General features: G+C 70.9%; 18 protein-coding genes and 1 pseudogene. 7 read left to right on the top strand and 12 right to left on the bottom strand.

Annotated elements, in window-relative coordinates; genetic code table 11:
- Both P1P70_RS23725 and P1P70_RS23720 read left to right on the top strand, forming a co-directional pair.
- Window positions 1-133, top strand: a pseudogene (locus P1P70_RS23725) (NAD(P)/FAD-dependent oxidoreductase); the annotation flags it as partial.
- A 252-nt stretch (window positions 134-385) separates the two neighbouring features.
- Window positions 386-1,192, top strand: a complete 807-nt coding sequence (locus P1P70_RS23720) for an HAD family hydrolase (RefSeq protein WP_319240987.1) — start codon at window positions 386-388, stop codon at window positions 1,190-1,192.
- 60 nt (window positions 1,193-1,252) lie between these two features.
- Here P1P70_RS23720 and P1P70_RS23715 read toward each other — a convergent pair whose 3' ends face one another.
- Complete coding sequence (locus P1P70_RS23715) at window positions 1,253-2,002, bottom strand: LysM peptidoglycan-binding domain-containing protein (protein WP_319240985.1); 750 nt, start codon at window positions 2,000-2,002, stop codon at window positions 1,253-1,255.
- Between the two features lie 763 nt (window positions 2,003-2,765).
- On the opposite strand from P1P70_RS23715, the gene P1P70_RS23710 reads away from it, so the two are divergent.
- The 4 genes from P1P70_RS23710 (at window position 2,766) to P1P70_RS23695 (ending at window position 7,548) form a co-directional block, all read left to right on the top strand.
- On the top strand, window positions 2,766-3,776 hold the full coding sequence (locus tag P1P70_RS23710; RefSeq protein ID WP_319240983.1) for a polyprenyl synthetase family protein: 1,011 nt from the start codon (window positions 2,766-2,768) through the stop codon (window positions 3,774-3,776).
- 269 nt (window positions 3,777-4,045) lie between these two features.
- Window positions 4,046-5,401 carry a DUF2092 domain-containing protein gene (locus P1P70_RS23705; protein ID WP_319240981.1) on the top strand — a complete coding sequence of 452 codons (1,356 nt, stop codon included), beginning with the start codon at window positions 4,046-4,048 and terminating at the stop codon, window positions 5,399-5,401.
- A gap of 202 nt (window positions 5,402-5,603) precedes the next feature.
- Window positions 5,604-6,575 carry an ABC transporter ATP-binding protein gene (locus P1P70_RS23700; RefSeq protein ID WP_319240979.1) on the top strand — a complete coding sequence of 324 codons (972 nt, stop codon included), beginning with the start codon at window positions 5,604-5,606 and terminating at the stop codon, window positions 6,573-6,575.
- Window positions 6,562-7,548 carry an ABC transporter permease gene (locus P1P70_RS23695; protein WP_319240977.1) on the top strand — a complete coding sequence of 329 codons (987 nt, stop codon included), beginning with the start codon at window positions 6,562-6,564 and terminating at the stop codon, window positions 7,546-7,548. The genes P1P70_RS23700 and P1P70_RS23695 overlap by 14 nt, the downstream gene beginning before the upstream one ends.
- A gap of 9 nt (window positions 7,549-7,557) precedes the next feature.
- Here the strand turns inward: P1P70_RS23695 and P1P70_RS23690 are convergent, their stop codons facing one another.
- The 11 genes from P1P70_RS23690 to P1P70_RS23640 form a co-directional block, all read right to left on the bottom strand.
- Window positions 7,558-8,154: a flavodoxin family protein gene (locus P1P70_RS23690; protein ID WP_319240975.1), complete on the bottom strand. Its 597-nt coding sequence runs from the start codon at window positions 8,152-8,154 to the stop codon at window positions 7,558-7,560.
- 147 nt (window positions 8,155-8,301) lie between these two features.
- Window positions 8,302-8,583 carry a DUF6406 domain-containing protein gene (locus P1P70_RS23685; RefSeq protein ID WP_319240973.1) on the bottom strand — a complete coding sequence of 94 codons (282 nt, stop codon included), beginning with the start codon at window positions 8,581-8,583 and terminating at the stop codon, window positions 8,302-8,304.
- Window positions 8,580-10,346 (bottom strand): C2 family cysteine protease, encoded by a 1,767-nt coding sequence (locus tag P1P70_RS23680; protein ID WP_319240971.1) that lies wholly within the window; start codon window positions 10,344-10,346, stop codon window positions 8,580-8,582. Before P1P70_RS23680 ends, P1P70_RS23685 begins: the two co-directional genes overlap by 4 nt.
- Window positions 10,343-13,141: an ATP-binding protein gene (locus tag P1P70_RS23675; RefSeq protein WP_319240969.1), complete on the bottom strand. Its 2,799-nt coding sequence runs from the start codon at window positions 13,139-13,141 to the stop codon at window positions 10,343-10,345. Before P1P70_RS23675 ends, P1P70_RS23680 begins: the two co-directional genes overlap by 4 nt.
- Window positions 13,138-14,097 carry a hypothetical protein gene (locus P1P70_RS23670; RefSeq protein ID WP_319240967.1) on the bottom strand — a complete coding sequence of 320 codons (960 nt, stop codon included), beginning with the start codon at window positions 14,095-14,097 and terminating at the stop codon, window positions 13,138-13,140. The genes P1P70_RS23675 and P1P70_RS23670 overlap by 4 nt, the downstream gene beginning before the upstream one ends.
- A 114-nt stretch (window positions 14,098-14,211) precedes the next feature.
- A complete protein-coding gene (locus tag P1P70_RS23665) occupies window positions 14,212-14,763 on the bottom strand; it encodes an NUDIX domain-containing protein (protein ID WP_319240966.1) in 552 nt (183 codons plus the stop codon).
- The gene (locus tag P1P70_RS23660; RefSeq protein WP_319240964.1) at window positions 14,760-16,019 is read right to left on the bottom strand and encodes an amidase; all 1,260 of its coding nucleotides are present in this window, start codon (window positions 16,017-16,019) and stop codon (window positions 14,760-14,762) included. The genes P1P70_RS23665 and P1P70_RS23660 overlap by 4 nt, the downstream gene beginning before the upstream one ends.
- Before the next feature lie 356 nt (window positions 16,020-16,375).
- Window positions 16,376-16,579, bottom strand: coding sequence for a hypothetical protein (locus P1P70_RS23655; RefSeq protein ID WP_319240962.1), 204 nt, complete (start codon window positions 16,577-16,579; stop codon window positions 16,376-16,378).
- Window positions 16,576-16,698, bottom strand: a complete 123-nt coding sequence (locus P1P70_RS23650; protein ID WP_319240960.1) for a hypothetical protein — start codon at window positions 16,696-16,698, stop codon at window positions 16,576-16,578. Before P1P70_RS23650 ends, P1P70_RS23655 begins: the two co-directional genes overlap by 4 nt.
- On the bottom strand, window positions 16,695-16,931 hold the full coding sequence (locus tag P1P70_RS23645; protein ID WP_319240957.1) for a hypothetical protein: 237 nt from the start codon (window positions 16,929-16,931) through the stop codon (window positions 16,695-16,697). Before P1P70_RS23645 ends, P1P70_RS23650 begins: the two co-directional genes overlap by 4 nt.
- Window positions 16,928-17,284 (bottom strand): hypothetical protein, encoded by a 357-nt coding sequence (locus P1P70_RS23640; RefSeq protein ID WP_319240956.1) that lies wholly within the window; start codon window positions 17,282-17,284, stop codon window positions 16,928-16,930. Before P1P70_RS23640 ends, P1P70_RS23645 begins: the two co-directional genes overlap by 4 nt.
- A gap of 156 nt (window positions 17,285-17,440) precedes the next feature.
- Here P1P70_RS23640 and P1P70_RS23635 point away from each other — a divergent pair, with 156 nt between their 5' ends.
- Window positions 17,441-17,698, top strand: a complete 258-nt coding sequence (locus P1P70_RS23635) for a winged helix-turn-helix domain-containing protein (protein ID WP_319240954.1) — start codon at window positions 17,441-17,443, stop codon at window positions 17,696-17,698.
- Window positions 17,699-18,142: the final 444 nt, after the last annotated feature.

Genomic DNA, 18,142 nt, shown 5'->3' with positions numbered 1-18,142 from the left:
GTCGTCGATCCCGGGGTTGTACTTCACGGGGTTGCCGGCGGCGGCGTCGTACGGGCCTGTGATGCGGTTCGTGTGCGGGACGGAGTTCGCTTCGCCCCGGTTGGCTCGACATCTGGCGGCGTCTCACGGGTGAGGGAGGTGGCCGGGTTCAGCTCGGGGGGTTCGGTGCGTTGCGGGGTGCGGGCCCGGTGGGGCTTCTCGCGCAGTTCCCCGCGCCCCTTGCGGGCCTTCGGCCCTCAGGAGGCCGGGGGCCGCTCGTCGTACCCGGCTGAACCCCCGTTCGGGAAAAGCGAGTTGACGTAGGGCGGGGTCGGGACGGTCGAGGTGCCGTACGTCGTCCGGTTCGGGTCGAACCGATGGGGCGGCGCATCCGTATTCTCTGATCATGGCCGCACCCACCGCATATTCACTCATCGCCACTGACCTGGACGGAACGCTCCTGCGCAGTGACGACACCCTCTCCGACCGGTCCCTCGCCGCGCTGGCGCGGGCCACGGAGGCCGGTGCCCAGCACCTCGTGGTGACCGGACGGCCGGCACCGAGAGTGCGCCCCCTCTTCGACGACCTCGGCAGCAGGGGGCTCGCGGTGTGCGGACAGGGCGCGCAGTTGTACGACCCCGGCGCGGACCGGCTGCTCTGGTCGGTCACCCTGGACAGGGAACTCGCCGAGACCGCACTCGGCAAGATCGAGGCGGAGGTCGGACAGGTGTACGCGGCCGTCGACCAGGACGGGGTCGACGGCCTCACCCTGATCGAGCCCGGCTACCTCATGCCGCACCCCACGCTGCCGGCGGTGCGGGTGCCGCGCCGGGACGACCTGTGGTGCGAGCCCATCAGCAAGGTGCTGCTGCGCCATCCCTATCTGTCGGACGACGAGCTGGCCTCGGCGGCGCGGATGGCGGTCGGTTCGCTGGCGACGGTCACCATGTCGGGGCCCGGCACCGTCGAACTCCAGCCATGCGGCATCACCAAGGCGACCGGGCTCGCGCTGGCCGCCGACCACCTCGGTCTGACCCCGGACGACACCATCGCCTTCGGGGACATGCCCAACGACATCCCGATGTTCGACTGGGCCGCGCACGGCGTCGCCATGGCCAACGCGCACCCCGAGCTCAAGGCCGTCGCCGACGAGGTGACCCTCTCCAACGAGGACGACGGGATCGCGGTGGTGCTGGACCGGCTGTTCCGCTGAGACAGGCGTTCCCCCTGGGCCCGCCGGCCCAGGGGGAACGAGTGCGGAGCGGGGTGGGGCTCAGTACGGACCGAACACGTTGTCGATCGAGCCGTACCGGTCGGCGGCGTAGTTGCAGGCCGCCGTGATGTTCGCGACCGGGTCGTACGGGTCGTACGGGGTGCCGGACACGTGGTACGCGGCGAACGTCGGGTCGATGACCTGCAGCAGACCCTTCGACGGGGTGCCCGCGGCCGCGTTGGAGTCCCAGTTGTTGATCGCGAGCGGGTTGCCCGACGACTCGCGCATGATGTTGCGGTGGATCCCGTTGTACGACCCGGGAATTCCCTTCTGCGCCATGATGTCCAGCGACTCGCGGATCCAGCCGTCGAGGTTGTCCGGGTACGTCTTGACCGACGCCTGGGTGGCCGTGGAGGCCTTCGGCTTCGTCGACGCCTTCTTCGCGGGCGTCTTCGTCCCGGTCACCTTCAGCTTCAGGCCCGGGCGGATCAGGGCCGGGTTGTCGCCGACGGCGGCGCGGTTGTCCTTGTAGAGCCGCTGCCAGCCGCCCTTGGTGCCGTGCTTGCGGGCGATGGAGGAGAGCGTGTCGCCGGAGACCACGGTGTAGTTCGTGGACTTGGGCAGCGTCGCGGCCGGCGCGGACTGCGGCGCCGACTGGACGGAGCCGACGGCCTGGGCCGGGGCGGCGGCGCTCGCGGTCGTGGCGACCGTGAGCGGGAGGGCCAGTGCGGCCCCGCCCGTTCCGGCGGCGAGCACGCCCCGGGTGAACGCGTTGCTTCTGGGGCGGCGGTGTTTGCCTCGTGCGGGCATGGCGGATTCCTCTCCGTCGCCTGCGGGGTGAGCTGTCGGGTTCGGGCTGGAGATGTCCGGCCGTGCGCGTCGTCCCGGCGGCCGCTGTGCGTGCCGCGTCCGCCGGTCGTGCCGCGCGTGGCTTCACCCCTAGCCGGTCCGATGGGGGAAATGCCGGACCGGCGCTTACCTGGGTCCCCCGCTCCTGCCGTGCGTGGATGAGTGGTGATGGGTGGGGAGTCCGGGCGGCGGCAGGATTCGGCGGTCCGTCCGGACGGGGTGTGAACGTATGCGAGAGCACACGATCGGAACAAGTCCCGGTTTGGCCGGTAGGTCTAGTTGACCTTGTGTTTGGTGTGATTCGGCGGCAATTTCCGATGCGTGTCCCGGGGTCAACTTGCCTACCGCAAAGGGGAAGACGGCATGATGGCGGCGGGTTGCGCCACGGGGGGCGGGTGACTCAACTCACGGGAGGAGTCGGGTGAAGTGCTCTCAATGCAGCAAATCGGTCAAGTCGGGCCGTGTGTGCGCGGGCCACCGCGAGGGCGTTCGGATGTCCGTGGGGGGCTCCGGCGGCGGAGCGGATGGCCGGGGCGGGCCTCGCGCGGGTGCCGTACGCGCGTCGACCCGTGGGCGCTCGTGGTGATCGAAAGGTGACCGGATACGCTGACTCGGGTGATGGCAGCGACAGATCGACAAACTGTGTCATCGCCCGTGAGAGCGAACCAGACCGACCGTGCGACCGTGTGATCGTCAGTAGACGTCAGCAGACAGGAGAACCCTCGTGACCGTCGTCGAGCCGTTTGGGCTGAGCGCGCGGGACCAGGCTCTCGAAGCCGATGTCCAGGCCGGAATGGCGGCCGTCGAGGAGGGTCTGCTGGAGGCGACCAAGAGCGAGGTCCCCTTCATCCAGGAGGCCGCCCAGCATCTGCTGCGGGCCGGCGGCAAACGGTTCCGCCCGCTGCTGGTGATGCTCGCGGCGCAGTTCGGCGACCCGTACGCGCCGGGTGTCGTGCCCTCGGCGGTCGTGGTCGAGCTGACCCATCTCGCCACGCTGTACCACGACGACGTGATGGACGAGGCCGAGGTGCGCCGGGGCGTGCCGAGCGCCAACGCACGCTGGGACAACTCCCTCGCCGTCCTCACCGGCGACTTCCTCTTCGCCCGCGCCTCCCACGTGCTCGCCGACCTCGGCCCCGACGCCGTCCGCATCCAGGCCGAGGCCTTCGAACGGCTGGTCACCGGACAGATCCTGGAGACCGCCGGGCCGCGTGACGGACGCGACCCGATCGAGCACTACCTCGACGTGCTCGGCGGCAAGACCGGCTCGCTGGTCGCGGTGGCCGGACGGCTCGGCGCGCTGATGGCCGGGGCCGACGAGACCGTGGTCGACATCCTCACCCAGTACGGGGAGCGGCTCGGCGTCGCCTTCCAACTCGCCGACGACGTCCTCGACATCGCCTCCGACTCGCACGAGTCCGGCAAGACCCCCGGCACGGACCTCCGCGAGGGCGTGCCGACCATGCCGGTGCTGCGGCTGCGCGAGCGGGCGGGCCGGCTGGGGCTGGCGGACGACATCGCCCTGTGCGAGCTGCTCGACTCCGACCTCACCGACGACGCCCGGCACGCCGAGGCCCTGGCCCGGCTCCGCGTCCACCCCGCCCTGGAGCAGGCCCGCCGCGACACCATCCGCTACGCGGAGGAGGCCCGCGCCGTCCTGGCACCCCTCCCGGAGTGCGACGCGAAGGCGGCGCTGGTGGAGCTGTGCGACGCCGTGGTGCACCGCGCCGGATAGCCACCGGAGAAGTCCCGGACAGTCACCGGAGAAGTCACCGGGGACCGGTCGTCGGCGGCGTCCCCTACGGGTCGTGGGGAGGCGCCGCCTCGTCATGTCATCCCTGACGGTCCGCCATGTCATCCCGTAGCAGTACGTGGAGTTGAGTCCCGAGTCTGACGATTCCCTCCGGCCGATTTGGTCAGATGGGTATCACCACTCCTCACCGATTCGGGTGAGAATGGCGGCTGAGAGTAGACGCCGCCGCCGACGACGGAGGTAAGGCACACATGGCACCGTACGAAACCGACGACAGCGCCCGGTCCGGCGACGCGGCCGTGCTCGCGGCCGAGGCCGAGGAGGCGCGCTCGGCACGGCGACGCAAGGCCGCGCGGTACGTCGTCCCGGTCACCGTGCTGGGCGTGGCCGCCGCGACCATCGGGCTCGTCCCGGCCTTCGCCGGCTCCGGTGACCCCGATCTGCCGAAGATCAGCGCACAGGAACTCATCGAGAAGATCGCCGCGTCGGACGTCCAGCAGGTGTCCGGCACGGTGAAGATCACCACGGACCTGGGCCTGCCCGACCTGGGCGGCCTGGCGGACAGCCTGGGAGCGCAGGGCGCCCCCGGCGGCGACGGCGGTTCCTCCGCGGACCCGTCCTCCAAGCTTCTCGAACTCGCCACCGGCACCCACACGTTGCGGATCGCCGCCGACGGCCCCGACAAGCAGAAGCTGTCGCTGCTGGACGAGGCGGCCGAGTACAGCGTCATCCACAACGGCGACGACCTGTGGGCGTACGACAGCGCCTCGAACGAGGTCTACCACGCGACCGGCGCCGGCCCGCAGGGCGAGGGGAAGGACGGTGCGGGCAAGGGCGGCGAGGACGCCCCGGACACCGCCGAGGACGTGCCCGCCACGCCCCAGCAGCTCGCCGAGGAGGCCCTGAAGGCCGTCGACGACACCACGTCCGTGACCGTCGACGGGACCGCGCAGGTCGCCGGGCGGGACGCGTACAAGCTGGTCATCAAGCCGAAGCAGTCCGGTTCGACTGTCGGGGCGATCTCGATCGCCGTCGACGAGAAGACGGGGCTGCCGCTGAAGTTCACGCTCACCCCGGCGAGCGGGGGCGCGGCCGTCGTGGACGCGGGCTTCACGAAGGTCGACTTCGGCAAGCCGAGCGCGTCGACGTTCGACTTCACCCCGCCGAAGGGCGCGAAGGTCACCGAGGCCGACGAGGCCGACGAGGCCGGGAAGTCGGGCGGCCACGAGGCCGGTTCCGGCGACTCCCTGTTCGAGGGACACGGCAAGAACGGGGAGTTCAAGGACGGCAAGGGTCTCAAGGGCTCCGAGGAGGAGTTCGCGAGCGGGCTCGACGGCCTGAAGATGATCGGCGAGGGCTGGAGCACGATCGCCGTGATCGACGGCGGGTCCGAGGCCGGCATGCCCACGGGTGGCGGCGAATCGTCCGGTGACGCCCGGGTCGACGGCTTCCTGAACTCCCTCGGCGACCAGGTCAAGGGCGACTTCGGCTCGGGCACGGTCTTCAAGACCCGGCTGATCAACGTCCTCTTCACCGACGACGGCAAGGTGTACGCGGGCGCCGTCACCAAGGAGGCCCTGGTGAAGGCGGCCGACGCGGCGAAGTAGAGCGGCCGGCTCGGCGGACCGGCGGTGCGCCGGCCTGGTTGACCGGCCGGGGCGGTGGAGTAGTGGCGCCGGTTCGGCGGGCCGTAGCGGCGGAGCGGTGGTGCCGAACCGGTGGGCCGGGGCGGTGAGGTAGTGACGTTCGGCTGTGGGCCGGGGCGGCTGATGTGCCGTCCCGGCCCATCGGCCGTACCGGAGGGGAGCCATGAGCGACGCAGCCATCCACACCCAGGGGCTGACCAAGACCTTCCGCGGCGGACAGGTGGCCGTGGACCACCTGGAGCTGACGGTTCCCAGCGGCAGCGTCTTCGGCTTCCTCGGCCCGAACGGCTCGGGCAAGACCACCACCATCCGCATGCTGATGGGCCTGATCGAGCCGACCTCGGGCACGGCCCAGGTCCTCGGCCGGCCCATGCCGCGCTCCACCCGGACCGTCCTCCCGCACGTCGGCGCCCTCATCGAGGGCCCCGCCCTCTACGGCTTCCTCTCCGGCCGCGACAACCTGCTCCGCTACGACTCCGCCGACCCGACCGCCGACCCGCGCACCCGGCGTACGCGGGTCGCGGCCGCCCTCGACCGGGTGGGGCTCGCGGCCGCCGCCGGCAAGAAGGCCAAGGCGTACTCGCTGGGCATGAAACAACGGCTGGGCCTCGCGGCGGCCCTGCTCCAGCCGCGTCGGCTCCTCGTCCTCGACGAGCCGACGAACGGTCTGGACCCGCAGGGGATGCGTGAGATCCGCACCCTGGTGCGGGAGTTGGCCTCCGACGGCACCACCGTCTTCCTCTCCTCGCACCTCCTCGACGAGATCGAGCAGGTGTGCACCCACGCCGCCGTCATGGCCCGCGGCCGGCTCATCACCCAGGGCCCGGTGACCGACCTGGCCGCCGGCGCACGCGGCCGTCTCGTCGTCACCACCCCCGACACGGCGGACGCGGCCCGGGTGCTCAAGGAGCAGGGAATCGCGGACGTGGTCGTGGACGAGGGGGCGGAGGGCGCCGGGACCGAGGCGGGAGGCCGGGTGACGGCCGAACCGCCGCCGCCCGACCGCGACCTCGCCGAACTGAACGCCGCACTGGTCACCGCGGGCGTCCGCGTCCGCGGCTTCGCCCTCGAACGCGCCTCCCTGGAGGACGCGTTCGTGGCACTCACGGGGGAGGGTTTCGATGTCGCGGGCTGACACGTCCGGGGCGGAGGCGTCGCAGAACACGTCCGGGGCGGGGGCGTCGCAGCACACGTCCGGGGCGGAGGCGCCGTCGGAGACCTCCGCGGCAGTCGCCGTCCCCGCACGCGCGCCCAGCCTCCTCTGGACCTTCGGACTGTTCCGCAGCGAGTTGGTGACGACCTTCCGGCGGTGGCGGACCCTCGCACTGCTGGGCGTGCTCGCGGCGGTGCCCGTCCTCGTCGGCATCGCCGTGCGGATCGAGACGGGCGACGGGTCGTCGATGGGCGGCGGACCGGAGGGCGGGGGCGGCGGTGGCGGGCCCGCGTTCATCGCGCAGATCACCAACAACGGCCTGTTCCTGGTGTTCACGGCGCTGGCCGCGACGCTCCCCTTCTTCCTGCCGATGGCCGTCGGCGTGATCGCCGGGGACGCGATCGCGGGCGAGGCGAACGCGGGCACCCTCCGCTACCTCCTGGTCTCACCCGCCGGCCGAACCCGGCTGCTGCTCACCAAGTACGCGACGACCATGACGTTCTGCCTGGTCGCGACCCTCGTCGTGGCGGCGTCGGCGCTGGCGGTAGGGGCGCTGCTGTTCCCGCTCGGGGAGCTGACGACGATCTCCGGCACCCGGATCAGCTTCGCCGAGGGCCTGTTGCGGGCCCTGCTGATCGCGCTGGCGGTGGCCGCGTCACTGATCGGGGTGGCGGCCCTCGGGCTGTTCGTCTCCACCCTCACCAACAGCGGGATCGCCGCGATGGCGACCACGGTCGGGCTGCTCATCACCGTCCAGATCCTCGACCAGATCCCCCAGCTCGATGCCCTCCACCCGTACTTCTTCTCCCACTACTGGCTCTCCTTCGCCGACCTCATGCGCGAGCCGGTCTACTGGGACGACCTCCAGCGCAACCTCGGCCTCCAGGCCGTGTACGCGGCGGTGTTCGGGTCGGCGGCATGGGCGAGGTTCACGGCGAAGGACATCACCGCCTGACGCGACGGCTCAGGCGGCGGCCTCCTCCGTGTCGTACGGGAAGCGCGCGAACGGCGGTTCCGTGGTGAGGAAGGTCTTCGCCCGGGTCAGGGCCGCGGTGTCCCGGAGGACGTCTCCGGGCTTGCTGCCGTTGCCCAGCAGCACTCCGCCGAAGCGCATGCCCAGGTAGGCGGCGGAGTGGTTGAGCGTCCCGATGAGGGGTTCGGCGACCTCCTCCTCGTAGTGGGCGAGCGCGGTGACGCCCCAGAGGGTGCGGCCGGCCATGGTCTTCTTGAAGTCGACACCGGGGGTGCGCAGCCAGCCCGACCAGTGGTCGAGGTAGCGCTTGACGTGGGCGGACACGGAGTACCAGTACAGCGGCGAGGCGATCACGAGGTCCGTGGCCGCGAGCGTGGCGTCCAGCAGCAGCGCCCTGTTGTCGCCCTCGGGCCTTACGTGGTCACTGTCGTGCCGGAGGTCCTCGAAGTCGGGCAGCGGGTGCCGGGCCAGATCGATCCACACCTGCTCGACATCGTCGGGCAACTGCTCCGCGGCCGCCCGGGCCAACATCTCGGTGTTGCCGTCCGGCCGACTGCTACCGAGAACGAACAGGAAACGGCGGGTCATGGGTCCCCCTGGCTACGTGGCGTCGGCGTCCGTGCATGCGACGCATGGGTGCGCGGCGCACGGCGAGTACATGCGTAGACAATATATGCACACGCATCTGAATGCAGAGGCCCTGCGGATGCCTTGTCGTGCCGTGCGCGACCTCCCTCAGTCCTCGGCTGGCGTGGGATCGGCCTTGCGCAGCACGACTCGCCAGTTGCTGCCGGTGCCCAGGCCGTCCACCCGGTCGAGGATCCAGGTCTCGTCCCGGACCGGGAAGGTGTCACCGATGCCCAGCTCGAATTCGTGTTCCTCTTCGGCGGCGACGACGAGGAAGACCGTGACGGGTTGGTCATCGGGGGCGTATACGTGGATTACGGCGAAGCGGGCTTTCTCGGAACGCTCGGGTACGCCGTGGCGAAGCCTGATTTCGCTGATCAATGCGGTCACTCCAGTGTCGTGTAGCGATTCTTGACGTGCTCTCTGAGTTCTTTGACCGTCAGAGGCTTGGGGTTGTTGAAGTTGTATGGGTTGCGCAGGTGTATCAACCCGCGCTCATCCACTTTGGTCACCTCGTACGCATGGCCTCCTATAAGTCCCTTGGGGAGCCGTTTCGTTTTCTCGTCGACACTCACCGTGCCTACCAGTACAGGGCAGCGGTCCGAGAGCTTCTCCCGGAATATGCTCAGCAGCTGGCTGTCCGGACTGCGTCCTTGCATGTCGTACCGACTCGGGAAGTGATCGGAGTATGCGTGTGCACCGGTGAGCTGCGTCAGTAACTCCGCACGCTGGCGGGGGAAGGTTCCCAGATCGAGCCGGTCGTATCCCGAGACCGCCTTGGATCGGTTCTCGTCCCAGGTCTGGTCCACTCCGGCAAGCGCCTTTTCCAGAATCGGCGCCCACGCGGTCTCGCTGGCTCCCCCGGAGCCGTACAAGGGTTGGTCCGGATTCAGTCTGCTTACAGGTAGTTCGGGAGTCACCGTGAGGACGGCGACTTCCCCTGTCGCATCGAAATGGTGCCAGTCTCCGTCAAAGGAGCGCTTTGTCTGGTGGAGTGTGACCTCATAGGTGCCGTCGTCATTTTCCCGTATCAGTTCGGAGATCACCTCCGGGCGGTGCGCGGCCACGGCGCCCATCGTGGCGATAACTCCACAGTCGTTCAGTCTGCCCTGTTCGGTCTGTTCACGGGTGGGTGGGCCGTCGAAGAGGGGAACGCGCCTACCGTCGGGACCGTCTAGAGGGGTACCGTAATAGCACAGATCGATGCCTTCGTCCGGCAATTCGAACCGTTCGAAATTCGGTTGGTCGATCGTTGCGTGGATAGAGGCGGGCTGCTCGACGGTGGATTCACCTCGACTGCCCAGCGCTTCACGCAATTGCCCGAAGAAACCACCCTCCGGCGCTTGGCCCGAGTCCTCCGCCTTGAACGGATCCGGAACTTCCGGCGCGTCCTGCGCCCGCTCCATGTCGGTGACGGCAGCTGATGCTTCCGGCCTCCGGCCGTCGGCGGTTCCTGCTTCGAAGGTGCCGTCGTCGGCCAACGGCTCTTCCCACACCGGATCGTCGGCGGGGTGAGGCTCAGGAGCCTCATGTGCTGCCGAGACCTCGAAGAGCGCCGGGGGGTCGGAGGCTCCCCGGGTCTCCGGGGACTTGAAGGGGGTCGGAGCCCCGTCCGTGTCCGCAGGCTCCTCCGGATTCGGCGCCTCCCCGGGAGCGGGGGCTTCCAGCGCGTCCGGAGTGGCGAGCTGTCTCAGGTTTTCCGGAGTCTCGATCGGATCCGGCGCGTCTGTGGAGCCCACCGGGGCAGGCGCGTCCACGTCCTCCGCCGGCAGTTCGTGTTCCGCGGACTTTTCGGGCTCCGCTGCCTCCATGGGCCGGGCGGGCGTCTCGTTCTCGGTCGGCTCCATGGCTTCGGTGGGCTCTGCTGACTCCGTCGGCTCGATCGGTTCTATCGGCGCAGAGGTGTCCCAGGCCTCCGCAGGGGCAAGGGCTTCCATAGGGGTCGGCGCGTCCGCGTCCGCCGAGGTCAGCGCCTCCGCCGGTTCTGGTGCCTCCAGCGGCTCCGGGGCTTCCGCCGGTTCTGGTGCCTCCAGCGGCTCCGAGGCTTCCGTTGCGTCCGGGGCCTCTGTCGGTTCGCCTGTCGGGTCCGGCGCGTCCGTCGGAGCCGGTGCTGTCTCCGGAGGCGGTGGTTGTTCTGTGGGGCGGTCGCTCATGTGGAGGGCTGTCCGGGGGCTGTGTGGGTGCGGTAGAGGCGGACCCAGGGGAGGGTCTTGCGTTGCCAGGCGGCGCGGGCCAGGTGGATGAAGACGCAGGCCCGGTAGTCGCGCAGGGCGTCCGGGGCGGGGGCCCGGAGGGGGACCGTGTCCGCTAGTTCGGCGACCCACTCCGCCGTGCCGCTCCACCAGGCCGACTGCTCCGGCTTGGACTTGGGGTACCGGGCGACTCGTTCCTTGAGTTCCTTCGCGTGCTCGGGCCAGACCGCAGTACTCGCGCGGGAGCGGAACGCACAGCGGTGGGCGCAGCCGTCGCAGTCGGGGAAGGGGGACAGGGCGTCGGACACCTGTGTCACCTCCGCCGCGAAATCGCGGAAGCGGGAGGCCAGTTGAGGGGTGGTGGCCAAGGGGGCCCGGGCCACGCCCGCCTCCCGGGCCGCCGCCGCGCGGACGTCGGGCACCGTGATCAGAGCCGGGCGGTCGAGACGGTCGTGGTGGGCGAAGGCGTGGAAGGGTTCCAGGGTGGCCGCATAGCGCTCCTGGTCGGGGGAAAAGCGCATGGTGCCGCCGATCAGCTCACGATCGGCGGTCGCGGGCAGCCGGTGCATGACCTTGAGGTTGGTGTTCTTGTACGCGTCCTCGACGAGCTTGCCGGGAACCTGCTCGACGATGACCACGCCCTCGCCGTACTTGCGGTTCTCGGCGAGGGTGTTGGCGAAGGCCTGGGCTGCCCGGGCCTGGGCGTTGCCCTCCTTCGCGTCACCGGACCGGGCGAGGGGCTGCCCGAGGAGGCGGTGCGCCTCCTCGATCACGGTGACGTGCGAGAGCGAGCCACCGGCGCGGTTCGCTTTGTAGTGCTCGGTCATCGTCTGGAGGATCAGGGCGGTCACGAGTGACTGTTCCTTCTCGTTGTCGCCGATCGCGGCGAGTTCCAGGACCACCGGGCGGCGCAGCAGTTCCGCCATCGGGTACGAACGCGTCACGTCCAGCGTGCTGCCGCAGGCGCCCTCGGCCAGCGACTCGGCCCGCAGCCTGGACGCGGCGACGATGTTGTCCCGCACCTCGCCGGAGTAGTCCAGCCGCTCGCACTCCCGGCGCATCTCGGCGATGAAGTCGCGCAGCGTGGGCCACTCGTGGTCGGGGCCCGCGACGTCCGTCGGCACGACGCCCTTGCGCGCGTACGTGGCCCGCAGCGCCCGGTTGTAGATGGTCGGCAGCGGGTCCCACAGGCCGAACGCCGCGTCGAAGCAGGCCAACAGTCCGGCCACATGGGTGCTGATTCGCACCCCGGCCGGAACCTCGAAGGGGTTCAGGCGCAGTGGAGCCGTCGTCTCGTCGCCCACGGTGAGCACCACGAGGTCCTCGAACCCGGGCTGTGTGGCCAGCCAGCGGTAGTCGTCCAGTTCGGAGTTGACCGGCTCGATGACCAGGAACGGCACCCGGTGGTCGCGCCACAGCTGCTCGCAGAACGCCAGCGTCGTGTTCGTCTTGCCCGAACCGGTGGTCCCGACGAACAGGGCGTGCCGGGTGAGGTCGTCCAGGCCGATGCCCAGGGGACCGGCCGGGCTGCCGTGGACGAGCTGGCGGCCCAGGGTGACCGAGGGGCCGTCCGCGCGGTACGCAGTCTCGCCCGCAAGGCCGGGCCGTCGTACCGGGAAACCGGTCATGTGGCCGTTCACCGCCAGCGGCAGCCGGAACGCCGCCCCCGCCTCCCGGGCGTCCACCAGCTCCGCGACCAGCCGCAGCTGTGGCGAGAGCGGCTCGGGCAGCCGCCAGCAGTGGTCGCCGCCCCAGCGCCCGTGTTCCAAGGTGGTCAACCCCTGCCAGGCGGCCGGGAGTTCACCCGGGCCGGGCCACGCCACACTGTGCGCCGGTCCGCTGAACGTCTCCGTGAGCACCCCCTCCTCGCGCGCCCGTTCCTGCGGAGACACGGTCGCGCCGGTCAGCTCGGCCAGCGACTCCGGCAGTGGCGCGGGCGAGGCCAGGGCGATCCGCATGCGGAAGGCCCGCCCGGTGTAACGGCGGGCGGCGTCGGCGTACACCCGGGAGGCGTCCACCGCGAAGGCGTCCGGGGCGAGCTGTGTGCCCGGCGACCAGAGGCCGTCCGGCACCTGACCCTGGGTCCCCAGTCGGCCGTACTGGGTGGCGACGCGGTGCAGCAACGGGCCCAGGTCGTCCGGCACGACGTACGGTTCCAGGCCGATCGTCAGCATCACCGGGTACGGGTGCTCCACCAGCGCTCGCCACAAGGCGTCCCACGGCGCCGCCGACGCGGTGAACGGCTGCGGAGACAGGTAGTACCGCACTCCCGCGTCAGGACGGTTGGGCACCCCGGTGCGGTACCGCTTGCGGATCTCCGCCACACCCGCGAAGGGCTCGGGCGTGAACGGGGTCAGCAGCCGCGCCACCTCGGACGGGTCCTCGACGGGCGTCGCGTGCACATGGCGGGGGAGCGCGGCCAGCCGGGCGCGCAGCGCGAGCGCGGCAGCCTCAGCCAGGCCGGGTGTGGCCGCTGAGACACGGCCGAGCAGGGCGCAGGTGATGCCGCGCTCCCGCGGGCCGCTGAGATAGCGCAGCTCGACGCGCTCACCGTGTGCCGTGCCCCACTGGCCGGTCAGCCAGGCCGTCTCGGCGGCGACCGCCTTGATCCGACGGTCGTCCTCCGCGAGATCCGCGTACTCCTGGGTCTCGGTGAGGTCGGCGGCGGCGTCGACGCGTACCGCCGTCCAGGCCCAGACCGTCGTGTCGTCGGACACGGTCAGCACGCCGGTGGGCTCCCGGTAAGTGGTGCTCAACTGCCGTTCCAGCGCGGTCCGTTCGGATCCGATGGAGCGTGCGGGGCCATGGGCGGGGCCGGTGGAGCCGTGGGTATGTGGCCCGTCGGACCCGCCGGCGGATACCCGGGCGCAGGCTGGGTCCGCACCGGGTACGCCGGTGGGGCGGGAGGGCCGGGCGGACCGGCCGGTGCGGCCGGAACCGGGAGCGACTGGACCGGGGGCTCCTGCCCGAAGGTCGAGGCGAGGGGCACCTCGATGCCCTGGACCGCTATCTCCACGCCTTCACGTGCCGCCGAGTGCACGGCCTCCCGCATCGCGCGCGGGCGGTCCGTACGCAGCATCTGGTTGAGGCTGCCCGTGCGATTCAGTATCGAGCCGACGACATCCTTCAAGAAGTGCCCGATCACCACGGCGCCGGAGCGGCTGCGCCACATCGTCCAGCCGACGTAGAGGCTGGTGCCGTAGGCGAAGACGGTCACGTAGGCCACGTACCGGCCGCTGGTGACGACCAGACGGTTGTGCACGACCTCCGGCGTGATGTCGCTGCGGATCCGGGCCGGAACGGCTGTGACCGGGATCCGGCGGCTGGTCAGCGCGCCGTAGATCGTCGCGTACGCGGAGGAGGAGGCCGCGGCCTTGTCCTCCAGGAGCGTCTTCCACTCCGAGATCGGCTCGTTCTGTCGGACCAGCAGGAAGACCACCCAGAAGGCGATGATCGACAAAATCAGGCCGGGGCCGATGGCGTCGACATCGCCGGCCAGGAGGGCCGGCACCAGACCGAGGACGAAGAAGATCAGGAAGGACGCCACGGCCGCCTGGAACCACAGCTGTCTGACGGTCTTGAACTCCACGGACTCGTCGAAGCTCAGCTCGACGTCCCGGTACTGCAGTGTCTGATTGCGGTACGCCACGTTCGGGCCCACCGCGCCGGAGGCCGCCCAGTCGACGGGGCCTCCCCTCGCTGCCGTGTCCATCGTCCCCGTTCCCCGTTTCCCGTGCCCCACGTCCTACGTGCGCATGCTCGCCGTACACAAGTCGCCCGTAACCTCTGGCGATTGATCACCCTAGACCAGAGGTCTGACAGTCGGTCACCGACCCGATACGGATGCGCCCTTCGCGCTCTCCAGCAACAGGGCCATGACGCCGACGAGGGTGGCGCTGCTGACGATCTCCCGGCGGGTGATGAGACCGGGCACGTCGCTCAGGGGGATCCACTCCAGGCGGTCCGACTCGTTCTGCTCCGTGGGCTCGCCGACGCGTCGGGCGTCGTCCGTGCGGAACACGAAGTGCTGGGTGTCGGTGATCCCGGCCGCCGGCTGCGCGTAGAGCAGTTCCCGCAGCGAACCCGGCCGCCACCCCGTCTCCTCCTCCAGCTCCCGCGCCGCTGCCTCCTCCGCCCGTTCCCCGTCCTCGACCAGGCCCATGGGCAGCTCCCACGCCCAGGTGTCCGTGACGAAGCGGTGACGCCACATCATCAGGACCCGCTGCCGGTCGTCGACGGCCGCGGTGACGGCGAGGTCCCGCAGCCGGACCACGTGGTAGTCGCCGCGGGTGCCGTCGGGCCGCTCGACGTCCAGCGACCGCAGCCGCACCCACGGGGTGTCATGGATCGTGCGTTCACCATGGACGGTCCATCTCATGCCGGGGTCTCCTTCTGTCGTACGGGGTGGTCCTGGGCGGTCTCGGCGGCGCACGCCACCCGCAGCAGCGCCTCCTCCTCGCCGTGCCGGGTCACCAGTTGGAGGCCGACAGGGAGGCCGTCGGAGTCGAGGCCGGCCGGGATGCTCATGGCCGGGTGGCCGCTGAGGTTGAACGCCCAGGTGAGCGCCGTGGAGTAGCGGTCACCCGGCCCGTCGTGGCCGTGCGGGGCGTTGGGCGTGGTGGGGGTGAGGAGGAGATCGGCCTCGGCGAAGAGCGCGGCGAGCCGCCGGTCGTTCCCGGTACGGAGCTCATGGGCGGCGCGTATGGCCACCGGGTCCGCGTCCGGCGTCGCGCCGCGGAGGGCGAGCCAGGCGGGGGCCGGGTCCTCCAGCCGTACGGATTCGTCCTGGGGCCGGTGTTGTACGAGCCGTACGAGCCCGGTGTCCTCCAGACGGAGCGCGGCGGCGTGGGCGATCGCGGCGGGCTCGGCGTCGGTGTACGCGAAACCGAGGCCGGGTGACCACAGGGCGGTGAGCGGAGGCGGGGGTCCGGACACCGGGGCAGCCGTCGTCGGAGTCGCCCCGCTCACGCACCGCCAGTACGCCGCCGCGTCCGAGGCGTGGCGGGCGAGGACGCCGGCCGACGCGAGGCCGGTGCGGTCGGGGGAGGGGAGGCGGCCGTTCGTGGCCTTCAGGCCGACGACACCGCACCACGCCGCCGGGATACGGACCGACCCGGCGCCGTCCGTCCCGGTCGCCAGCGGCACCAGACCCGCCGCCACCGCCGCCGCGGACCCGGCGGAGGAACCGCCCGGCGTCCGGTCCGCCCGCCAGGGGTTGACGGTCCGGCCGCCGGCCCCGAGGCCCCAGGTCTGCCAGGGGGTACCGGGACCGGGCACGGAGGTCGCCCCCACGGGGACGCACCCGGCCGCGACCAGCGCCCGCGCCGCCGCCGTACGCCGCCCGTTCCGCCCCTTCACCCCGATCGGCACCCCGGCCATCGGCAGCCGCACCCCGGCCGCGACCCGTTCATCCACCTCCGCCGCCCACCGCACCGCGTCCTCCCGCCACACCTCGACGAACGCGCACAGCACCGGCTCCACCCGCTCGATCCGGGCGAGTGAGGCCGCGACCACGTCGACGGCCGTCACCTCTCCGGCCCGGACAGCCGCGGCGATCCGCTCGGCCGGGAGCGCAGGGAAGTCGTCGGGTGAGGGGTGGGGCGAGGGCTGCGGCGGCACGTGGTTCTCGGGCATCTTCTCAGTGGCTCAGTGGCTCAGTGGCTCAGTGGCTCAGTGGCTCAGTGGCTCAGTGGCTTCGTCCGCCTGGTGTGGGCGGCTTCGGCGGATGGGGTACGTGTGCGCTTGATCGTATGAGCTTGTCCTACCAGCACCCCGCATCTTGGTGCCCAGCAGTTTGATGGTGGCAGTGCCCCGCAGGGCGTCCGTGCCCCGCCATCGGGACGGGAGTTGGCGTGCCTTGCGGTCGGCGCCGTTCACGGGCCGCGGCGGGCCGTCCGCCGTGTCCTCCCCAGGGTGGTGGACGGCCGCATCAGAAGCCGCCCGCCCTGACCTGGGGAGGGGAAGAGGGCGGACGGCCGACTATGAGGCCGTTACCGGCCGCCGTCCCCGTGGCCGGTGCGGCAGCGGGGACAGCGGCATGGGGGCCAGCCGAGGGACACGGGCGCGAGCGTGGTCGTGCCGGGGGCGTACGCGGTCGGCTCCGCCATGCCTATCCGGCGCCCATCGCCGTCGAGGCGGTAGGTACTGATCGTGAGACGGGACTTGCCCGGCTGGGGCGGGGTTCCGGCGTTCATGACGGCCCCTCCAACCGGGTGACCGTGCCTTCGACGTCGATCGTGCGCCACTGGGAACAGACGAGAGTGACGAGCCCGTCGTCGCGGGTGGACACGGCCACCGTGAGATGTGTGATCACCGTTGCCCCTCCCCATGAGGCGTGTCGGGCAGGAGGGAGAGCACGTCCGGGACGGGTGGGAAGCGCGGGGCGCAGTCCGGGCAGGCGTACACGTTGAAGCCGGGTCCGGTCGCCTGGTGCACCTCGGAGACGACGACCGGCCGGTCGGTGATCGCGTCGCAGCGGACGCACATCCGCACCGGTCGCCGCACCTGCCGCTCGGGGCCGGGCGCGGCATCGGGGAGCGGGCTCACGCCGGCACCCCCTCAGCACCGATGACATGCCGGTCGAGGTCGACGCCGAAGTCGGCGGCCAGGACCAGTGCCGTACGGCGCCGCTGCTGTAGGGCCCGCTCATGAACGGCGCGTTCCCGCTCCCACGCGATCAGGTACGGGCGGACCGTGGCGGTTGCTTCCCCGTCGAGGACGCTGTGAAGCCCGTACGGGGAACGGTGAGCGGGAAGCCGCAGGGCGGTACTGCGGGGTGCCTCGGGGGTCCGCTCGGAGACCGACGGGATGGGATACGCGTCCGCACGCCGCTTGCCGGTACCGGGCTTGAACACGTCCAAGACCCAGCGAAGGAAGGCATGGATAATGCCCACTGTCATCAACCTCCATGGGGTTGGTGGCCATGCCCCCGGACGGCCGTCTCCCAAACGCCGTCGCGGGGGTCTCTTTCCGATATACCACGGTACGCCATGGATGCCCTTGGTGCACCGTGTGCCAACAAGGCGGGTTCCGGTGTACCACGTCACGCTGAAGACATGGCCGAGTACGAGTGGCAGCGGATTGCACGCGCTATCGAAGAAGAGATCAGGTCGGGACACATTCCGCCGGGTGGTGCTCTGTCGAGCATCGCGCGGATGGCCGAGACTTACGGCGTGGCCGACCGGACGATCCGGCGTGCGCTGAGGGACCTCCGCGAGCGTGGACTGATCGAGACACTGCCGCACAAAGGTTCTTACGTCGTTGACGTACTGCCGCTCGACGAGGGGCCCGAAGGCGACGAGTCCGCCGACTGATGTGCGATGTCCGGCTCGCATTGCCCTGGTGACTCAGCGCCCGTTCATGGTCACTCCATCGAAGCCCCGAGTCGTTGCGGGACTGGAGGGGCCAGGCAGGGGGCCGGGATGGAACCGGTGCGCAGACGCTCGCTCGGCACGCACCTTGCACGCCTGCACCGCGACAGGTGCAAGAGTCAGCGGCAGTTGGTCGCAGAGCGTTGCGTGCTGCCCGGTGCCCAGTCCGTCATCCGCAACGATGTGTCCCGGTGGGAGCGGGGGAGCTGCGTACCCGAGGCGTGGTTGCCGTTGCTCGCCCGCGCCCTCGACGCTCCGGCCGTCGAACTGAAGTCAAGGGTGAGACCGACAGCCCACTGCCCGGCCCGACGGCCACGATGTGGCGGGGCACCAGGTACCTGGAGCCCGTGGGGCCTGGGTCAGCGGGAAGGGCCCTGGGGCTTGGGG

This window comes from Streptomyces sp. MB09-02B (assembly GCF_033794485.1).
Lineage (GTDB): Bacteria > Actinomycetota > Actinomycetes > Streptomycetales > Streptomycetaceae > Streptomyces.
This window is presented reverse-complemented; position numbering and strand designations above follow the sequence as displayed.

Excerpts from the sequence above, each read along its gene's own strand:
- P1P70_RS23720 (WP_319240987.1), top strand. The coding sequence starts at position 386 with ATGGCCGCACCCACCGCATATTCACTCATCGCCACTGACCTGGACGGA.
- P1P70_RS23715 (WP_319240985.1), bottom strand. The coding sequence starts at position 2,002 with ATGCCCGCACGAGGCAAACACCGCCGCCCCAGAAGCAACGCGTTCACC.
- P1P70_RS23705 (WP_319240981.1), top strand. The coding sequence starts at position 4,046 with ATGGCACCGTACGAAACCGACGACAGCGCCCGGTCCGGCGACGCGGCC.
- P1P70_RS23700 (WP_319240979.1), top strand. The coding sequence starts at position 5,604 with ATGAGCGACGCAGCCATCCACACCCAGGGGCTGACCAAGACCTTCCGC.
- P1P70_RS23695 (WP_319240977.1), top strand. The coding sequence starts at position 6,562 with ATGTCGCGGGCTGACACGTCCGGGGCGGAGGCGTCGCAGAACACGTCC.
- P1P70_RS23690 (WP_319240975.1), bottom strand. The coding sequence starts at position 8,154 with ATGACCCGCCGTTTCCTGTTCGTTCTCGGTAGCAGTCGGCCGGACGGC.
- P1P70_RS23680 (WP_319240971.1), bottom strand. The coding sequence starts at position 10,346 with ATGAGCGACCGCCCCACAGAACAACCACCGCCTCCGGAGACAGCACCG.
- P1P70_RS23670 (WP_319240967.1), bottom strand. The coding sequence starts at position 14,097 with ATGGACACGGCAGCGAGGGGAGGCCCCGTCGACTGGGCGGCCTCCGGC.
- P1P70_RS23665 (WP_319240966.1), bottom strand. The coding sequence starts at position 14,763 with ATGAGATGGACCGTCCATGGTGAACGCACGATCCATGACACCCCGTGG.
- P1P70_RS23660 (WP_319240964.1), bottom strand. The coding sequence starts at position 16,019 with ATGCCCGAGAACCACGTGCCGCCGCAGCCCTCGCCCCACCCCTCACCC.
- P1P70_RS23655 (WP_319240962.1), bottom strand. The coding sequence starts at position 16,579 with ATGAACGCCGGAACCCCGCCCCAGCCGGGCAAGTCCCGTCTCACGATC.
- P1P70_RS23640 (WP_319240956.1), bottom strand. The coding sequence starts at position 17,284 with ATGACAGTGGGCATTATCCATGCCTTCCTTCGCTGGGTCTTGGACGTG.
- P1P70_RS23635 (WP_319240954.1), top strand. The coding sequence starts at position 17,441 with ATGGCCGAGTACGAGTGGCAGCGGATTGCACGCGCTATCGAAGAAGAG.